The organism is Allobosea sp. 67-29, assembly GCF_001898115.1.
GTDB lineage: Bacteria > Pseudomonadota > Alphaproteobacteria > Rhizobiales > Beijerinckiaceae > Allobosea.
This window is the reverse complement of the sequence record NZ_MKSQ01000008.1, coordinates 45,644-63,037: the sequence shown is the minus strand read 5'-3', so window position 1 is coordinate 63,037 and position 17,394 is coordinate 45,644. Positions and strand designations below refer to the sequence as shown.

The window sequence follows — 17,394 nt, the reverse complement described above, 5'->3', positions numbered from 1 at the left end:
CACTTGAAGTAATCAGATTGGAAGCAAAACGCGTTTTAACAATGTCGTTTCATGAACGAAATTTGACAAGTTTCAAGGAGCAGCCGTGGCCTGTTGCCGCAGGCGGAGCATGCCGTTGCGGCGCCGCAGCGGCTATGGCCGCGAAGACATGACGCAGGCCCGCATCGCGGCGGCATTCCGCTGGGCGGCAAATCGGGAGACGACGGGCGTCCCGTCGCTCACCCCTTCGGAAAGTCGAGCCCCATCTCGCGATAGCGTTCGGGGTCGTCGCTCCAGTTCTCGCGGACCTTCACGAACAGGAACAGATGCACCTTCGCCTCGGCCGCTTCCGCGATCTCGGCACGGGCCTTCTGGCCGATCGCCTTGATCGTCTGGCCGCCTTCGCCGAGCACGATCTTCCGCTGGCCCTCGCGTTCGACATAGATCGTCTGCTCGATCCGCACCGAGCCGTCCGGCTTCTGCTGCCAGCTCTCCGTCTCGACGGTGGAGCGGTAGGGCAATTCGTCGTGCAGCCGCTCGAAGATCTTCTCGCGGGTGATTTCGGCGGCCAGGAAGCGCAGCGGCGCGTCCGAAATCTGGTCTTCCGGATAGAGCCACGGGCCGGGGGGAAGCCGCTTCTCCAGCCAGGCGAGGATATCCTTGACGCCGTAGCCGGTCAGCGCGGCGACCATGAAGGTCGCCTCGAACTGGCCCCTCTCGTTCACCTTGGCGGTGATCTCGAGCAGCTTCTCCTTCGGCACCGTGTCGATCTTGTTGAGGATCAGGAATTTCGGCTGCTTCAGCTCAGCGAGCTTCTCCAGCAGGACCGTGTTCTCTTCATGCTCGAAGCGGGCGACGTCGATCAGCACGCCGATCAGATCGGCATCGGTGGCGCCGCCCCAGGCGCTCGTCACCATGGCGCGGTCGAGCCGGCGCTTGGGCGCGAAGATTCCGGGCGTGTCGACGAAGATGATCTGCGCAGTCCCGGAAAGCGCGATGCCGCGCACCTGCGTGCGCGTGGTCTGCACCTTGCGCGAGACGATCGAGATCTTGGCGCCGACGAGCTGGTTGAGCAGTGTCGACTTGCCCGCGTTGGGGGCACCGATCAGCGCGACGAAGCCGCAGCGCGTGGGTTGATCCGCCTCAGACATCGTCGCCCTCCGGCTTGTCGTTCCACAAACCCTCGCGTTTCAGAAAAGCTTCCGCCGCGGCCTGCTCGGCCAGCCGCTTCGACGGCCCGCGCGCCTCGCTGTCCGCGAGCCCGGTGATCCTGGCCGCCACGACGAACACCGGCGCATGGTCGGGGCCGGAACGGCCGCGCTCGCTATAGGTCGGCGTCGGATAGCCCTTGCCTTGCGCCCATTCCTGCAGCGCCGTCTTGGCATCGCGCAACGGACGCACCGGCTTCATCAGCCGCTCGCCGAAAGCGCGCTCGACCAGCGCGCGCGCCGCCTCGTAGCCGCCGTCGATGAAGACGGCGCCGATGATCGCCTCGCAGGCATCGGCCAGGATCGCCTTGTTCTTGCGTGCCCCGCCCAGGATCTCGCCATCGCCCAGGCGCATGAACTGCCCGAGGTTCCAGGCCATCGCTACTTCGGCGCAGGTCTCCTTGCGCACGAGATCAGCGAGGCGGCGCGAGAGATTGCCTTCCTCGGATTGCGGATAGCGTCGGAACAGCATGTCTGCGATCGACAGGCCGAGCACTCTGTCTCCGAGGAATTCCAGGCGCTGATAGCTTGCCAGCCGCGACTCCTCGGCGCTCATATGGGTGAGCGCAGTCTCCAGCAGCGACCTGTCGGCAAAGCGATGACCGAGCGCAGCCTCGAGCCGCGCCGTGTCCGGGGCCTTGCGCCCGCCTTCGCCCGCTTTGCTCACTTGATGGTGCTGAAGATCCGGTTCCAGCGAACCGTATAGGGCCATTCCCAGATCTTCCAGGCCGAAGCGCCTTCGTCGATCGAGAAGAAGATGATCTCGGCCCGCCCAACGAAATTCTCGAACGGCACATAGCCGACGCTGCGGTCGCGCGAGTCGAGCGAATTGTCGCGGTTGTCGCCCATCATGAAGAAATGGCCGGGCGGCACGGTGAAGACCTGGGTGTTGTCGAATGTGCCGGTGTCGCCTTCGCGCTCGATGATCTGATGCGTCACCCCGTTCGGCAGCGTCTCGTTGTAGCGGATCACCGGAACATTGCGGCCCCAGTTGTCGGAGGTGACATAATCGGCGATGCGCTCGCGCTTCACCGGCTGGCCGTTGATGTTGAGGATGCCGTCGATCATCTGAATGTGGTCGCCGGGCAGGCCGATCACGCGCTTGATGTAGTCGGTCGAATTGTCGCTCGGCAGCTTGAACACCGCGATGTCGCCACGCTTCGGCTCGGCTGCCCAGACACGGCCGGACATGACAGGCGGGCCGAACGGGATCGAATAACGCGAATAGCCGTAGGTGTATTTCGAGACGAACAGGTAGTCGCCGATCAGCAGGGTCGGGATCAGCGAGCCCGAGGGGATGTTGAAGGGCTGGAACAGCAACGTGCGGATGACCAGCGCGATGAGCAGGGCCTGGACGACGACCTTGATCGTCTCGAAGATGCCGCCTTCTTCCTTGGCCGCCTTGGATTTGCTGTCGACGTCGTTGGCCACGCGGGCGCTCCCTGCAGCACCAGGCCGAAACGTGGAGGGCACATCCCGGACAATCCCGATGCGATAACAAACATGCGGACCGCCGCTGTCGCGCCCGACGGGGCGTGCGGCGATCCGGACTGCGATCCAGCGCGCGGTCTACAGCATCGGGCCGGAAAGTGGAAACCACTTTTCAGCGCTATCCCGAACCCTGGCAAGGGGATAAGGCAAGCTGACGCCAACCTCCGCGCCGCCTGGCGCCATCCGGTCATCCTTCGGGGCTTAAGGCGCCCCGACTATGGCTATTCCGCGGCGGCGCGGACTGCTGCCAGCGCTTGGCTATCGGCGCGCTCACCGGGCTGCATGCGCAGCCGCGGCAGAGCATAGGGATGCTCCTCCTGCAGGAAGGCGATAAGTTTTTCGCGGACTTCACAGCGCAAGTCGAAAGCACGCGGGGAGGTGCGGGCGCTGACCAGGATGCGCACTTCCATCACATGCTCGCGGAAGTCGGTGACCTGGACGGCCATGACCTGCCTGTCCCACAGCTTCGAACCTTCGGCGATCTCCTGCACCTTGGCGCGGATGGTCTGGATCGGCGCACGGTGATCGAGATAGATCATCACGGTGCCGATCAGAGCCGCGCTCTCGCGCGTCCAGTTCTGGAACGGCTTCTCGATGAAGTAGCTGAGCGGCAGGATCAGCCGCCGCCAGTCCCACAGCCGCATCACCACATAGGTTGAGGTGATCTCCTCGACATTGCCCCATTCGCCCTCGACCAGCAGGGCGTCGTCGATGCGGATGGGCTGCGTCACGGCGAGCTGGATGCCGGCGAAAATGTTCTTCAGCACCGGCTGGAGCGCGAGCGCGGCGATCAGTCCGGCAGCGCCGGCCGAGGCGAGCAGGCTGACCCCATACTGCCTCACGCCGTCGAAGGTCATCAGCAGCGTCGATAGCCCGATGACCAGGATCATGAATTCGCCGACGCGCTGGAGGATGCGCGTCTGGGTGACGTGCTTGCGGGCCAGCAGATTGTCTTCGGCGTCGAGCTTGAAGCGCCGCAGATAGACGGTCGTCCAGACGTGCAGCGCCGTCTTCGCCATCCAGCCGACGAGAACGATGAAGCACAGCAGCAGGCCGTGGCGGATGATCTCGGCCTGATGGTCGCTGAGCGGGGCGACACCGGCGCCCAGCGCCAGCGCGATCGTCAGCGTCGCGAAGCGGGTCGGCCCCTTGGTACGCGCGACGAGCGAACGCCAGAACAGATCCATGCGGCTGACCAGCCGGGTCAGCAGGGCGAACAGGTTGCGATGGATCAGCAAGGCTCCCGCCGCGGCGACCGCGAGGATCGACAGGCTGATCAGCCAGGCGGGCAGAAAGCCGAAATGCTGGTCGAGCCAGAGATTGATGTGGGCGGCTGCGCTCAAATCGCTCTCCTTCCGGGTGACAACGATGTTGCAACGCAGCAGGCGCGTCAAGGTTCGGCCGGGGAAGCGCGTCACGGGGTGGAGGGCGGATGTTGACGAATCCTGCGGCGAGGATCAGTGTCCGCGAGTATTCAATTGGGGGTTATTTTAATGAATGCAAAGAAATATGTCGCCGAAGCTATCGGTACGTTCTGGCTTACTTTTGCTGGCTGCGGCAGCGCAGTCATCGCCGCCGGTTTTCCGAATGTCGGTATAGGGCTGCTCGGCGTTTCGCTCGCCTTCGGCCTCACCGTCGTCACGATGGCCTATGCCATCGGCCATATTTCGGGCTGTCATCTCAACCCGGCCGTGACCGTCGGCCTCGCCGCCGGGGGGCGTTTTCCCGGAGGGCAGGTCGTGCCCTACATCGTGGCGCAGGTCGTGGGCGGCATCGTCGCGGCGGCCGTTCTGTATCAGATCGCGCGTGGGGCGCCCGGCTTCGACTTGACGGGCGGCTTCGCCTCGAACGGCTATGGCGATCACTCGCCCGGCAAGTACAATCTCGTTTCGGCCTTTCTCATGGAAGTCGTGATGACGATGATGTTCCTGTTCATCATCATGGGCTCGACCCACGGCAAGGCGCCGGTCGGCTTTGCGCCGCTCGCCATCGGCCTCGGCCTTTGCCTGATCCATCTGGTCAGCATTCCGGTGACGAACACCTCGGTGAACCCGGCCCGCAGCACCGGTCCGGCGCTGTTCGTCGGCGGCTGGGCGCTGCAGCAGCTTTGGCTGTTCTGGGTCGCACCGTTGCTCGGAGGCATCCTCGGCGGCGTAATCTACCGCTGGCTGAGCGACGAACCTCAGGCCGCGATCACGGGTACGCAGCCGGCGGAGTGATCCCGAGGCGCTGCCTTCGGGCAGGGGAAGAGGCCGGCGCTGCCAGCGCCGGCCTTTTTTCTGCGGCGCTGAAGCCTGCGGCGTATTCAGCCGGCGAGCGGTCGGGCCTCGATCACCACGAAGGCCTGCGCCAGCGGCGGATCATCGGTCAGCGAGACATGGACGACGGCGGCGAACCCGGCCGGCGTCATCGTCTTCAGCTTTTCCGCCGCGCCGCCGGTGAGGCGCATCGTCGGACGGCCTCCGGGCAGGTTGACCACTTCCATGTCGCGCCAGAACACGCCCGCGCGCATGCCGGTGCCGAGAGCCTTCGAGCAGGCTTCCTTGGCTGCGAAGCGCCGAGCATAGGAGGCCGCGCGCGTTGCGCGCCTGTCGGATTTTACCCGCTCGCCCTCGGTGAAGACGCGGTGCGTGAAGCGCTCGCCGAAACGGTCGAGCGACTTCTGGATGCGCGTGATGTCGCAGAGGTCGGAGCCGATGCCCAGGATCATGGAGGGGAGTTAAGCGCTTGCCCGGCCTTCGTCCATGGCTTTCCGCATCTGGCGGATGGCGGCTTCGAGCCCGACGAAGATCGCTTCGCCGATCAGGAAGTGGCCGATATTGAACTCGGCGAAGTCCGGCACGCCTGCCAGCTTGCGGGCTGTGTCGAAATCCAGCCCGTGCCCGGCATGGACTTCCAGGCCGAGCTCCGCGGCCCGTTCGGCGCCGTGCTTCAGCCTCCGGAATTCCGCTTCGGCCTTGGCTCCGTCGCCGTCGGCGACCGCGTGGCACCAGCTCCCCGTATGCAGCTCGACGACGGGCGCTCCGAGCTTCGCAGCCATGGCGATCGGAGCGGCGTCGGGCTCGATGAACAGGGAGACACGGCAGCCGGCAGCCTGCAGCCGGGCGATCCGCGGGCCGAGCGCAGCTTGTTGGCCGACGACGTCCAGCCCGCCTTCGGTGGTCCGCTCCTCGCGCTTCTCCGGTACGAGGCAGGCTGCGTGCGGCCGGAAGCGCTCGGCGAGGGCGATCATCTCGTCGGTGGCGGCCATTTCGAAGTTGAGCGGCTTCGTCAATTCGCCCGACAGCCGCGCCATGTCGGTGTCGCGGATATGGCGCCGGTCCTCGCGCAGGTGAGCGGTGATGCCGTCGGCGCCGGCGGCGATGGCGAGAAGCGCGGCGCGGACCGGGTCGGGCAAGGCACCGCCGCGGGCATTCCGCACCGTCGCGACATGGTCGATGTTCACACCCAGGCGCAACCGCTCGGCCATCATCCGTTCCCTTCGAGTTTCCGTGCCGTCCATAGACGAAACCGGGCATCGGGCTCAATGCAGAGGATGTGATGGCGAGGCCACCGATTCTGATCGATCGGCGTGGCGCCACTTCTAGGCACAAATCGCCGGCAGATCTTTCCGGTTCGCTAACCGCAAATCCAACTGTCACGCGGCATGAAAGCAATCGTAACCGGCGCCCGCTTACGCATGGTCGGGGACGAGGTGTCGAAGCCATGCAACTTGCCGTGAAATCGGGCCATTTCCAGGAAGACGTGATGCCGGACCGCCGTGGGACCGGCCAGCCGCCTGAGCGCGTGCTGGGCCGGGTCATCGCATGCGACGGCTCGCGCGCCACGATCCTCAGCGCGGTCTCGACCGGCAACTGGCTGGCGGCCGATGCCTGGGCGATCGGGCGCATGGTCTCGATCAATCTCGGCCGCAGCCGCATCGTGGCGCTCGTCTACCGCGTGCACGCGGTCGAGGCGGCCTGGACCGATACCGCCGAGAACCCGATCCAGGTCGAGGTCGAATTCCTCGGCGAGGTGCTGGAAAGCCCGGATGGCGCGACCCGGTTCCAGAGCGGCATCACCGGCTATCCTCCGATCGGCGCCGTCGCGCACCGCATCCGCGCCGGCGATCTCGCGCTCGTCCATGATCTCGGCGAGCGCGGCGGTGTCGTGATCGGCCAGGTCACGCAGGATGCGAGCATTCCTGCGACCGTCAACATCCAGGACATGCTCTCGCGTCACTTCGCCCTGCTCGGCACGACCGGCGTCGGCAAGTCGAGCGCCGTGGCGCTGCTGCTGCGCAAGGCGGTTTCGGTTCGGCCGCGCCTGCGCGTACTCATCCTCGATCCGCACAACGAGTATTCCAGCGCCTTCCCGGACCTGGCCCTGACCATCGACGGCGAGGCGCTCGACCTGCCGTTCTGGATGTTCAAGCAGGAGGAACTGGCCGACATCGTCTTCCGTGGCCGCCCGGCGCTGGACGACGAGCCCGACATCCTGCGGGAGGCGGTCGCCGCGGCGCGGGAGCGCTATCGCATGCCGGCCACCCCGGACGCGGCTCGCGACCTCGGCGCCTCGCTGCTGCTGAAGCGCCCGCTCGATCTCGGTGCCGGTCGCTCCGCCGCGCCCGACGCGGCTGCGGAAGGGGCCGACGCTCCGACGCCCTACCGGCTGAAGGATGTCTTCAAGGTCATCGACGAGATGATCGGCCTGCACGAGCAGCGCTGGCCGCGAGCGGCGCTTCGCTCGCTCAAGGTCCGGCTCGAATCGCTCCATGCCGACCCGCGTTATCGCTTCATGTTCGGCCGCGCCAACATGTACGAGACGATGGCGCCGATCCTTGGCCAGATCTTCCGCATTCCCCTGCACGGCCGCCCGATCACCGCCTTCCAGCTCGGCGGCCTGCCGGGCGAGGTGGTCAACGCCGTTGCCTCCGTGCTCTCGCGCCTTGCCTTCGAACTCGTCATGGCGAGCGAGGGTGCGCTCGAGGTGCTCGTGCTGTGCGAGGAGGCGCATCGCTATGTCCCCGCCGATCCGCAGCTCGGCTTCGCGCCGACGCGCCAGGCCATCGCCCGCATCGCCAAGGAGGGCCGCAAATACGGCGCCTATCTCGGCGTCGTGACGCAGCGCCCCGGTGAGCTCGACCCGACGATCCTCTCGCAATGCTCGACGATCTTTGCGATGCGGCTCGCCAACGAGCGCGACCAGCAGATCATCCGGTCCGCCATCTCGGACGCCTCCGCGAGCACGATCGCCTTCCTGTCCTCGATCGGCAACCGGGAGGCCATCGCCTTCGGAGAAGGTGTCGCGACGACGATGCGGATGCGCTTCGCGGCGCTGGCGCCGCATGAGCTGCCGGCGATGGGCGGCAGGGGCACGGCGGAGGAGAAGCAGCGCTTCGACCCGACGCTGGACGATCTGCTGCGGCGGATGCGCGCCTGACGTCGGTCCGGTCGACCAGCGAAATTCTTGCATCGCGGCGGCTTTGGCTGTATGGCCGAGGCCAAATCCATTTCCCTGCATCGCCGAGATCGGAAGGAGCCGCCATGGCTCGCGTCACCGTTGAAGACTGCATCGACAAGGTCGACAACCGCTTCGAGCTGGTCCTGCTCGCGGCCCACCGCGCCCGCACCATCGCGTCCGGCGCGGCGATCCTCGTCCCGCGCGACAACGACAAGAACCCGGTCGTGGCGCTGCGCGAGATCGCCGACGAGAAGCTGACGCCTGAAGACCTGAAGGAAGAGCTGATCCACTCGCTGCAGAAGCATGTCGAGGTCGACGAGCCGGAGCCCGAGACGGTGCCGCTGCTCGCCAACCCCGCGGCCGCTGCCGGCGGTGGCTCGGACACCGAGGTGCAGTTCGATCGCATGAGCGAAGAGGATCTGCTGCGCGGTCTCGACGGCCTCGTGCCGCCGACCGAGAGCGCTGACGACGAGGATTGATTTCCGCCTCGGAAATTCTTCACGCTTTTTCGCTAAAGCCCGGCAGTGCCGGGCTTTTTCATGCCGGGCTTCCGAAAAAGCGCCTTGCTGCCGCCCCGAGCTGTGCAAATAATGATGCGTTGCAATGATTGCAGGATGAGGCTGGGGCCCGCATGGGCATGATGCGGCAGTATGAGCTCGTTGACCGGGTCAAGAGCTACAATCCGAACACCGATGAGGATCTGCTCAACCGAGCCTATGTCTACGCCATGCGGGCGCATGGCACGCAGAAGCGTGCCTCGGGGGACCCCTTCTTCGCTCACCCGCTCGAAGTCGCCGCGATCCTGACCGATCTCAAGCTCGACGACGCGACCATCGTCGCCGCGGTGCTGCACGACACGGTCGAGGACACGGCGGCGACGCTGGAGGAGATCGAGAACCTTTTCGGGCCGGATATCCGCCGGCTGGTCGACGGGCTCACCAAGATCAAGAAGCTCGATCTCGTCTCGAAGAAGGCGGCGCAGGGCGAGAATTTCCGCAAGCTACTTCTCGCCATCGTCGATGACATCCGCGTGCTGTTGGTCAAGCTTGCCGACCGGCTGCACAACATGCGGACCCTGCACTTCGTGCCGCCGGAGAAGCGCCTGCGCATCGCCGAGGAGACGATCGAGATCTATGCCCCGCTGGCCGGCCGCATGGGCATGCAGGAGCTGCGGGAAGAGCTCGAGGAACTCGCCTTCCGTCACATCAAGCCCGAGGCTCACGCCACCGTCACCAAGCGCCTGGAGGAGGTGACCGAGCGCGAGGGCAAGGTCATCGGCGAGATCGAGCACGACCTGAAGGAGAAGCTCGCGGCGAGCGGCATCCAGGCCGAGGTCCACGGCCGGCGCAAGCGACCATATTCGATCTGGAAGAAGATGGAGCGCAAGTCCGTCTCCTTCGAGCAGCTTTCGGATATCTTCGGCTTCCGCGTCATCGTCGACAGGCCGGAGGACTGCTATCGCGTGCTGGGCCTGGTCCATATGACCTGGCCGATGGTGCCGGGCCGCTACAAGGACTACATCTCGACGCCCAAGCAGAACGACTATCGCTCGATCCACACGACCGTGGTGGGCCCGGGCCACAGCCGCGTCGAATTGCAGATCCGCACCGATAATATGGACCGCATCGCCGAATACGGCATCGCCGCCCACGCGCACTACAAGGATGGCCGCCCGGGCGAGCCGATCCAGCTCGCCGACGAGAGCCGGGCCTATCAATGGCTGCGCCGGACCGTCGACCTGCTGGCGGAAGGCGACAGCCCCGAGGAATTCCTCGAGCATACCAAGCTGGAGCTCTTCCACGACCAGGTCTTCTGCTTCACGCCGAAGGGCCGGCTCATCGCCCTGCCGCGTGGCGCGACGCCGATCGACTTCGCCTATGCCGTTCACACCGATGTCGGCAACAGCGCGGTCGGCGCCAAGATCAACGGCCGCATCGCTCCGCTGCTGACCGAACTGCAGAACGGCGACGAGGTCGAGATCACCCGCGCTGAAGGACAGGCTCCGCCTGCCGCCTGGGAATCGCTCGTCGTCACCGGCAAGGCCCGTGCCGCGATCCGCCGCGCCACCCGCGCCGCCGTGCGCCGGCAATATGCCGGCCTCGGCCGCCAGATCCTCGAGCGGGCCTTCACCCGTGCCGAAAAGGCCTTCTCCGACGACAAGCTCAAGGCCGCTCTGAAGCGCCTCGCTCGCAATACGGTGGACGACGTTCTCGCCGCCGTCGGCCGCGGCGAGATGTATTCCGGCGATGTGGTCAAGGCGGTCTACCCGGATCTGGAGCCTGAAAAGCGCGCGACGAGCGAGGGGCGGCCGGCTGCCGCGGCCAACAGCAAGGACTGGTTCGAGCTCGGCCAGGGCGACAACCTGAAGTTCAAGCTGCCGGGCGAGCCGGGTGCCGACGCGATTCCGATCCGCGGCCTGGGCCGCGATCTGCCCGTACGCTTCTCGCCGCAGGGCGGCGCCGTACCGGGCGATCGCATCGTCGGGATCCTGTCGCCGGGTGAGGGGGTGACGATCTATCCGATCCAGTCGCCGGCGCTGGCCGCCTTCGACAACGAGCCGGACCGCTGGCTCGATGTTCGCTGGGATCTCGACGACAAGGCGCCGCAGCGCTTCCCGGCGCGGATCGCGCTGAAGTCGATCAACGAGCCCGGCTCGCTCGCTCAGATCACCACGATCATCGCCGAGCATGACGGCAACATCGACGCCGTGCAGATGAACCGCCCGAATCCGGACTTCACCGACGTCACCATCGACCTGACCGTCTGGGACCTGAAGCACCTCTCGGCAATCATCAGCGAGTTGCGCGAGAAGCGGCAGATCAGCCGCGTCGAGCGCGTCCTGGGCTGAGCCGGGCACAGGCGCGGCCCTGCTTGGGGGACCGGCGCGCGGCGAGCGGGATCAACCCCGGAAGGCTGCCGCCAGCTCGCGCACGAAGCCGCGCCCGCGGGCACTCGCGACCTGGCTGCGCAGAACGACCTGGGAGCGGCCGAGCGGCGGCAGTCCCCAGGCCGCGCCGACGTCCACGGCGTCCCGCGGGGCGATTCGAGCTGCCAGCGGGGCGACCCCGAGGCCGCCCGAGACGGCCGCCACGACAGCCGCCATCCCGCCACCGATGAAGGCCTCGCGCCAGGGCCGCCCGCAGCCGGTCAGCGCCTCTATGGCGTGGCGCCTCAGGCGGCATTCGCTGACGAGGCTGATCATCGGCAGGGTCGCATCCGGCTGCGCTGCCAGGGCAGGCGAGGCGAACCAGCCGAAGACATCCTCTCGCAAGACCTCGCCGGTCTTGCCCGCGCCGATCCGGCGTACGACCACGGCATCGAGCTCTCCGGCCTCGAAGGCAGCTTCCAGCAAGCTCGAGGGCTCGATGCGGAGATTGACCACGAGGGACGGATCATGGGCGGTCAATCGCGCCAGCAGCGCAGGCACATCCGGCCCCACCGCCTGTTCGCTGAGCCCGATCGCGATGCCCTCTGGCTGCGTCTCGAGGGCCGCCAGGGCGCGCCCATGCGCCGACAGGAACTCCCGCGCCGCCGGCAGGAAACGTTCGCCCTCCGGCGTCAGGCGTACCAGACGCGGATGACGTTGCAGCAGCGGCTTGCCGAGCGTGGTTTCGAGCCGCTTGATCCGCGTGCTGACCAGAGATTGGGTCGAGCCGAGCGCTTCCGCCGCACGGGTGAAGCTGGAGAGTTCGGCCGCCCGGAGGAACGCGGAGACGGCTTCCACATCAAGAGCAGGTGAGGCCATAAATCAAGATTCCGTATCATTGATATATCGATAGATACGGTTTCACGTTTTTACCGCGATTGCTAGCTTGTCCATGTCGACGGCGGCCGCTCCCGCCGCCGCAGATGGAGAAGAACCATGCCCCTGATCAGGATTTCCATGCGCCGCGGCCGTCCGGCTTCCGAGCCGGCCGCGATCATCGACGGCGTCTACAAGGCCCTGCGCGAGACCTTCGAGGTGCCGGAAAAGGACCTGTTCGCCGTCGTCCACCAGCACGATGCCGACGAGTTCGTTTTCGATGCCAACTATTTCGGCTTCAATCGCAGCGACAGGCTGGTGATCATCCAGCTCACCGTCGCCAATACACGCGGCGTCACGCAGAAGAAGAAGCTCTACGCCGCGATTGCAGAGAACCTCGGCCGGGAGCCCGGCCTGAAGCCGGACGACATCTTTATCAGCCTCGTCGAGGTCAAGCGCGAGGACTGGTCGTTCGGCGCCGGCATCGCGCAATACGTCGCGTGAGGCGCGCGGTGCGCCACTAGCCCGGTTCCCTCTCAGGCGCTCCTGCCCTACATCCTGTCGTCATGGAGTGGACCGACGAGGGCACGATCATCGGCCTCAAGGCTCATGGCGAAAGCGCCGTGATCCTGGAGGCGATGACGCGCGAGCACGGCCGCCACCTTGGCCTCGTCAGGGGCGGGCGCTCCGCGAAAAGCCAGTCTCAGTTGCAACCGGGCAACCACGTCTCGCTGACCTGGCGCGCGCGACTCGACGAGCACCTCGGCGAGTACAAGGTTGAACTGCTCACTTCCCATGCCGCGCGCCTGATCGCGGCACCGGTCGCACTCTACGGGCTCGGCACGATCGCCGGCCTGCTGCGCCTCCTGCCGGAGCGCGATCCGCATCCCGGCCTCTACGAAGGGCTGTCCGTCCTCGTCGCGCATCTCGACGAAGCGGAGATGGCGCCGGCGCTGATCATCCGCTTCGAATTGGCGATGCTGGCGGAGCTTGGCTTCGGGCTCGATCTTGCGCGCTGCGCCGTCACCGGCTCGCCCGACGATCTCAGCCATGTCTCGCCGAAATCCGGCAAGGCGGTCAGCCGGGGGGCGGCGCAACCCTATCTCGACCGCCTGCTGAAGCTTCCTTCGTTCCTCGTCGAGGGGCAGGGCGGACGACGCCCGTCGCCGGCCGATATCCTCTCGGGCTTCGCCCTGACGGGCTTCTTCCTGCGCCGCCATATCCTTGATCCGCGTGGCCTGCGCGAGCCGCCAGAGCGGGCGCGGCTCGTCGAGATGGCGACCCGCGCGTCGACAGACACGCCGCTTGGCGAATCATCCACCGCCTAAGCGCGAAATGGCCGTCCCGCGTTTGCGCAGGGGGCTTCGTACCTGCATTGTTCTGGCGGGCCGATTCGCGACGTGCCATAGAGCAGGCGCGAATTGAGACGAGACGAGGGCTGACGCAGCATGGGCAAACCGGTCGATCCGCCGCCGGAAGACGAGTCCGAGCGCATCGATCTGAAATCGGCGCTCGAAGAGCGCTATCTCGCCTATGCGCTCTCCACGATCATGCACCGCGCCCTGCCGGATGCGCGCGACGGCCTGAAGCCGGTCCACCGCCGCATCCTGCATGCCATGCGGCTGCTCAGGCTCGACCCCGGCCAGGTCCACAAGAAATGCGCCCGCATCGTCGGCGACGTCATCGGCAAGTTCCACCCGCATGGCGACCAGTCGGTCTATGACGCGCTGGTGCGCCTCGCGCAGGATTTCGCCCAGCGCTACCCGCTCGTCGACGGGCAGGGCAATTTCGGCAATATCGATGGCGATAACGCCGCCGCCTACCGCTACACCGAAGCGCGCATGACCGAGGTCGCGCGCCTGCTCCTCGACGGAATCGACGAGGACGCGGTCGATTTCCGCGAGACCTATAACGGCGAGGACGAGGAGCCGGTCGTGCTCCCGGCCGCCTTCCCGAACCTGCTCGCCAACGGCTCGCAGGGAATCGCGGTCGGCATGGCGACCTCGATCCCGCCGCACAACGCGGCGGAGCTGTGCGACGCGGCGCTCTACCTGATCCAGCACCCGGAGACCTCCTCCGAGCAACTCATGACCTTCGTGCCCGGCCCGGATTTCCCGACCGGCGGCATCATCGTCGAGAGCCGGTCTTCGATGGCGGAGACCTATCGCACCGGGCGCGGCGCCTTCCGCACCCGCGCGCGCTGGCATGTCGAGGATCAGGGCCGCGGCACCTGGCTCGCGGTGGTCACCGAGATCCCCTACATGGTCTCGAAGGGCCGCCTGATCGAGAAGATCGCCGAGCTACTCAACGACAAGAAGCTGCCGCTGGTCGCGGACCTGCGCGATGAATCGGCGGAGGACATCCGTATCGTCATCGAGCCGCGCGCCCGCAATGTCGATCCCAACCTGATGATGGAATCGCTGTTCCGGCTCTCCGAGCTGGAAGCGCGTATCTCCATGAACATGAACGTGCTGACCGGCGGGCTGGTGCCGCGCGTGCTCGGGCTTGCCGAGGCTCTGCGGGCCTGGCTCGACCATCGCCGCGAGGTGCTGCAGCGGCGCTCGCGCTTCCGGCTCGGCCAGATCGACAAGCGCCTCGAAATCCTGCGTGGCCTGCTCATCGTCTATCTGGATCTCGACCGGGTGATCAAGATCATCCGCGAGGAGGACGAGCCGAAGATCGAGCTGATGAAGGTCTTCGACCTCACCGAGATCCAGGCCAACGCGATCCTCGACACGCGTCTGAGGGCGCTCCGCAAGCTCGAGGAGATGCAGCTCAAGACCGAGCTCGACGAACTCACCAAGGAGAAGTCGCAGATCGAGGATCTGCTCGCCTCCGAGGCGACGCAGTGGAAGACCATCGCCTGGGACATCCGCCAGGTGAAGAAGACCTTCGGCCCGGAAACCGCGATCGGCAAGCGCCGCACCGATTTCGCGGACATGCCGGAGACCGCCGATATCGACCTGACCCAGGCCATGGTCGAGCGCGAGCCGATCACGGTCGTGATCTCGAAGAAGGGCTGGATCAGGGCCTTGAAGGGCCATGTCCAGGACAAGTCGAGCTTCTCCTTCAAGGGCGACGATGCACTCCAGACGGCCTTCTTCACCGAGACCACGGCGAAGGTGCTGGTGCTGGCCTCGAACGGCAAGGTCTTCACGCTCGACGCCTCGAAGCTGCCCGGCGGCCGCGGTTTCGGCGATCCGATCCGCCTGATGATCGAGCTGGAGGAGACGGCCGAGATCGTCTCCGCCTTCCCCTATAAGCCGGGCTCGAAGCTGCTGATGGTGTCGAGCGAGGGCAGGGGTTTCGTCGCACCGGCCGACGATGTCGTCGCCAACACGCGCAAGGGCCGGCAAGTGCTCAATGTCGACGGCGCGCATGTCGCGATGCTGGCGGTGCCGGCCGATGGCGACCACGTCGCGATCATCGGCCAGAACCGCAAGCTGCTCTGCTTCCCGATCTCGGAAGTGGCGGAGATGGGCCGCGGCAAGGGCGTGCGCCTGCAGCGCTACAAGGATGGCGGCCTCTCCGACGCCAAGACCTTCAACCTGGCCGACGGCCTGACCTGGCGCGACACCTCCGGCCGGACCTGGACGGTGGCGCAGGCCGACCTGCTCGAATGGCTCGGCCACCGCGCCGAGGCCGGCCGCCTGCCGCCCAAGGGCTTCCCGAAGAGCAACACCTTCGGAGGGTGAGGTGGCCTGCGAATCTTCGCGTCCCGCTCTCGAATGGTGCGGGAAATCAGAGCCTTGCGAGCGGTTGCGGAATCAAGCGCGCAACCGCTTGAATCGGGGTCTCAGCGAATCCGCTGGCCGACAACGCCGACTTCGAGGCCGAGCGTCAGCTTGTCGGTGACGGCCCACTCCACGCCCGCGCGCGCCTCCGGCCGAAGGGCGATGTCGCTGCGCGTGAAGGGAGTGGAGAACGGCGTCGCACCATAGCGCCAGGTCTCGTTCGCCGCCGACATGCCGACCTTTGTGTAGAGCAGGACATCCGGCGTCACGAGCACGCCGGTCTTGATCTGGAACGCGCCGGCGAAGTCGCGCGTATAGGCGATGCTGCCGAAGCTCGGCACGCCGTATCCGCCGATGGAGGGAGCGTAGTCGACCGCGCCGACGATGCCGTAGACGAAATTGCCCTCTCGCCGCATCGTCCCCATCTCGAGGCCGAAGGTCGGTCCAGCGCTGGTCGCCATGTGCTTGCCGCTCGTCACCTGGAAGCCGGAGGAGATGCGGGCATAGGAGCCCTCCCACTTCGGCGAAAGGGTCGGGCCGTCCCAGGCGAAGGAAGGCAGGCTGCCGAAGCCGGTCAGGGGCAGCGCCGTCTGAGCGCGGGCTGCTCCCGCTCCGGTCGCGATCATCAGCGCTGCGGCCGCCATCGTGGCAGAAACAACCGAAAATCTCACGTTCAAGGCTTCCTTGCGCCGGACATTCCGCGAAACGCTAGCATGTGGCCGGCCGAATGTCGCGGTTTTGTGGCGCAGGCGCCGATACGGCCCCGGCGTTCAGGCGATCTTTGTCCGCAGCTTGAGGAAGCGCAGGGTCCGCTCGGCGGTGGCAAGGTCGAGTTTCGCATAGGCTTCGACGTCGTCGTCGATATCGCGCAGGGAGAAATACAGCCGCCGCGCGCGCAACTGCAGGATGGCGCGGAATGCGGTCGCGCCGACGCCGAGCGAGCGACAGGTCACCGCGATGCCGCTCGCGTCGCGCTGCATCAGCACGCGCAGCGCCTGCTCCGGCGTGATGTCGGCGACCTGGGACAGGACCTGCGCGAGATGGTAGGCCCGGTCTTCGTCGGCCAGCATGATCAGCACGTCGTCGACCTCGCGCACCTTGGCGGCGAGGTCGGAGAGTAGCAGCTTCACCTCGAGCCGCTGCTGGCGCGCCTGGCGGGCGAGCGATTGCGGGTCCGAGTTGGCGCCAGCCGCGGTTTCGGCGAGTTGCCCGACGATACGCAGCACGCGCTCGGCGCGTTTCGGCTCGAGGTCGGAACGGCGGGCCAGATTACCGGCGATCGCGGCGTCGCCGTTGCCACGCTCCAGCAAGCGGTCGAAGCCGCGATCCGAGAAGGCGGCGCCCTCATTGGCGCTGACCGTGGTGAGCACGGTCCGGTCGCCCCGCTCGACGAGGATGTCGGTGACGCGTTCGGACAGGCGCGCGCGCTCGGCGATGGCTGCCAGATGCTGCTGGGTCTGGCTGACGGCGATGGCGGCGAGGTCGCTGTCGGTCAGCACCGGCGACAAGGTCAGGACCAGCCGCGCCACCTCGGCATTGCCATCGCCGCCGAGCGTCACGGCGACGTTGCGTGGCAGGGTCGGCATGGCAGCGACGCGGTCGGCATAGCCCCTGCGCTCCTCGTCTCCGAGATGGGAGAGCGAGGTCACGGCGATCTGGCCGTAATGCTCCTTGCTGGCCTCGGTCGGCTCCTGGTCCAGCAGGAACAGGTCGGTGACGGCATTCAGCAGCTGACGGCGCGAATCCGACGACAGGTCGGTCGGCATCCGGGTCAGGTTGCGCAGCATGAAGGCCCCCA

The 17,394-nt window shown here is 66.5% G+C and carries 16 protein-coding genes; 7 read left to right on the top strand and 9 right to left on the bottom strand.

Annotation, left to right across the window (positions count from 1 at the left end; all coding sequences use genetic code 11):
- Nucleotides 1–218 precede the first annotated feature (218 nt).
- The 4 genes from era to BGO20_RS06920 all read right to left on the bottom strand — a co-directional run bounded on the left by era (nt 219) and on the right by BGO20_RS06920 (nt 4,021).
- Complete coding sequence (gene era / locus BGO20_RS06935; RefSeq protein ID WP_291661023.1) at nt 219–1,130, bottom strand: GTPase Era; 912 nt, start codon at nt 1,128–1,130, stop codon at nt 219–221.
- Nucleotides 1,123–1,854 carry a ribonuclease III gene (rnc, locus tag BGO20_RS06930; protein WP_291661020.1) on the bottom strand — a complete coding sequence of 244 codons (732 nt, stop codon included), beginning with the start codon at nt 1,852–1,854 and terminating at the stop codon, nt 1,123–1,125. Before rnc ends, era begins: the two co-directional genes overlap by 8 nt.
- Nucleotides 1,851–2,618 carry a signal peptidase I gene (gene lepB / locus BGO20_RS06925; RefSeq protein ID WP_291661018.1) on the bottom strand — a complete coding sequence of 256 codons (768 nt, stop codon included), beginning with the start codon at nt 2,616–2,618 and terminating at the stop codon, nt 1,851–1,853. Before lepB ends, rnc begins: the two co-directional genes overlap by 4 nt.
- Nucleotides 2,619–2,899: 281 nt before the next feature.
- A complete protein-coding gene (locus BGO20_RS06920) occupies nt 2,900–4,021 on the bottom strand; it encodes a mechanosensitive ion channel family protein (protein WP_291661016.1) in 1,122 nt (373 codons plus the stop codon).
- Nucleotides 4,022–4,171: 150 nt separating this feature from the next.
- Between BGO20_RS06920 and aqpZ the strand changes: the two genes are divergently transcribed.
- Nucleotides 4,172–4,897 (top strand): aquaporin Z, encoded by a 726-nt coding sequence (aqpZ, locus tag BGO20_RS06915; RefSeq protein WP_291661014.1) that lies wholly within the window; start codon nt 4,172–4,174, stop codon nt 4,895–4,897.
- 86 nt (nt 4,898–4,983) lie between these two features.
- Here aqpZ and acpS read toward each other — a convergent pair whose 3' ends face one another.
- Both acpS and BGO20_RS06905 read right to left on the bottom strand, forming a co-directional pair.
- The gene (gene acpS, locus BGO20_RS06910; RefSeq protein WP_291661012.1) at nt 4,984–5,388 is read right to left on the bottom strand and encodes a holo-ACP synthase; all 405 of its coding nucleotides are present in this window, start codon (nt 5,386–5,388) and stop codon (nt 4,984–4,986) included.
- Nucleotides 5,389–5,397: 9 nt separating this feature from the next.
- Nucleotides 5,398–6,150: a pyridoxine 5'-phosphate synthase gene (locus tag BGO20_RS06905; protein WP_291661011.1), complete on the bottom strand. Its 753-nt coding sequence runs from the start codon at nt 6,148–6,150 to the stop codon at nt 5,398–5,400.
- A gap of 233 nt (nt 6,151–6,383) precedes the next feature.
- Here BGO20_RS06905 and BGO20_RS06900 point away from each other — a divergent pair, with 233 nt between their 5' ends.
- The 3 genes from BGO20_RS06900 (at nt 6,384) to BGO20_RS06890 (ending at nt 10,968) form a co-directional block, all read left to right on the top strand.
- The gene (locus BGO20_RS06900; RefSeq protein ID WP_291661010.1) at nt 6,384–8,099 is read left to right on the top strand and encodes an ATP-binding protein; all 1,716 of its coding nucleotides are present in this window, start codon (nt 6,384–6,386) and stop codon (nt 8,097–8,099) included.
- A gap of 104 nt (nt 8,100–8,203) precedes the next feature.
- Nucleotides 8,204–8,599: a DNA-directed RNA polymerase subunit omega gene (gene rpoZ / locus BGO20_RS06895; protein ID WP_291661009.1), complete on the top strand. Its 396-nt coding sequence runs from the start codon at nt 8,204–8,206 to the stop codon at nt 8,597–8,599.
- Between the two features lie 158 nt (nt 8,600–8,757).
- Nucleotides 8,758–10,968 (top strand): RelA/SpoT family protein, encoded by a 2,211-nt coding sequence (locus tag BGO20_RS06890; RefSeq protein ID WP_291661704.1) that lies wholly within the window; start codon nt 8,758–8,760, stop codon nt 10,966–10,968.
- A gap of 51 nt (nt 10,969–11,019) precedes the next feature.
- Here the strand turns inward: BGO20_RS06890 and BGO20_RS06885 are convergent, their stop codons facing one another.
- Nucleotides 11,020–11,865 carry a LysR family transcriptional regulator gene (locus BGO20_RS06885; protein WP_291661007.1) on the bottom strand — a complete coding sequence of 282 codons (846 nt, stop codon included), beginning with the start codon at nt 11,863–11,865 and terminating at the stop codon, nt 11,020–11,022.
- A 117-nt stretch (nt 11,866–11,982) separates the two neighbouring features.
- Between BGO20_RS06885 and BGO20_RS06880 the strand changes: the two genes are divergently transcribed.
- The 3 genes from BGO20_RS06880 (at nt 11,983) to parC (ending at nt 15,557) form a co-directional block, all read left to right on the top strand.
- Nucleotides 11,983–12,366 (top strand): tautomerase family protein, encoded by a 384-nt coding sequence (locus tag BGO20_RS06880; protein ID WP_291661005.1) that lies wholly within the window; start codon nt 11,983–11,985, stop codon nt 12,364–12,366.
- Nucleotides 12,367–12,428: 62 nt separating this feature from the next.
- A complete protein-coding gene (gene recO / locus BGO20_RS06875) occupies nt 12,429–13,190 on the top strand; it encodes a DNA repair protein RecO (RefSeq protein ID WP_291661004.1) in 762 nt (253 codons plus the stop codon).
- Nucleotides 13,191–13,310: 120 nt separating this feature from the next.
- Nucleotides 13,311–15,557, top strand: a complete 2,247-nt coding sequence (gene parC / locus BGO20_RS06870; RefSeq protein WP_291661003.1) for a DNA topoisomerase IV subunit A — start codon at nt 13,311–13,313, stop codon at nt 15,555–15,557.
- A 101-nt stretch (nt 15,558–15,658) separates the two neighbouring features.
- On the opposite strand, the gene BGO20_RS06865 is transcribed toward parC, so the two are convergent.
- Both BGO20_RS06865 and BGO20_RS06860 read right to left on the bottom strand, forming a co-directional pair.
- Entirely contained in the window at nt 15,659–16,267 is a 609-nt protein-coding gene (locus tag BGO20_RS06865; protein WP_291661001.1) for an outer membrane protein, read from the bottom strand.
- 99 nt (nt 16,268–16,366) lie between these two features.
- Nucleotides 16,367–17,383, bottom strand: a complete 1,017-nt coding sequence (locus tag BGO20_RS06860) for a DUF2336 domain-containing protein (protein WP_291660999.1) — start codon at nt 17,381–17,383, stop codon at nt 16,367–16,369.
- Nucleotides 17,384–17,394: the final 11 nt, after the last annotated feature.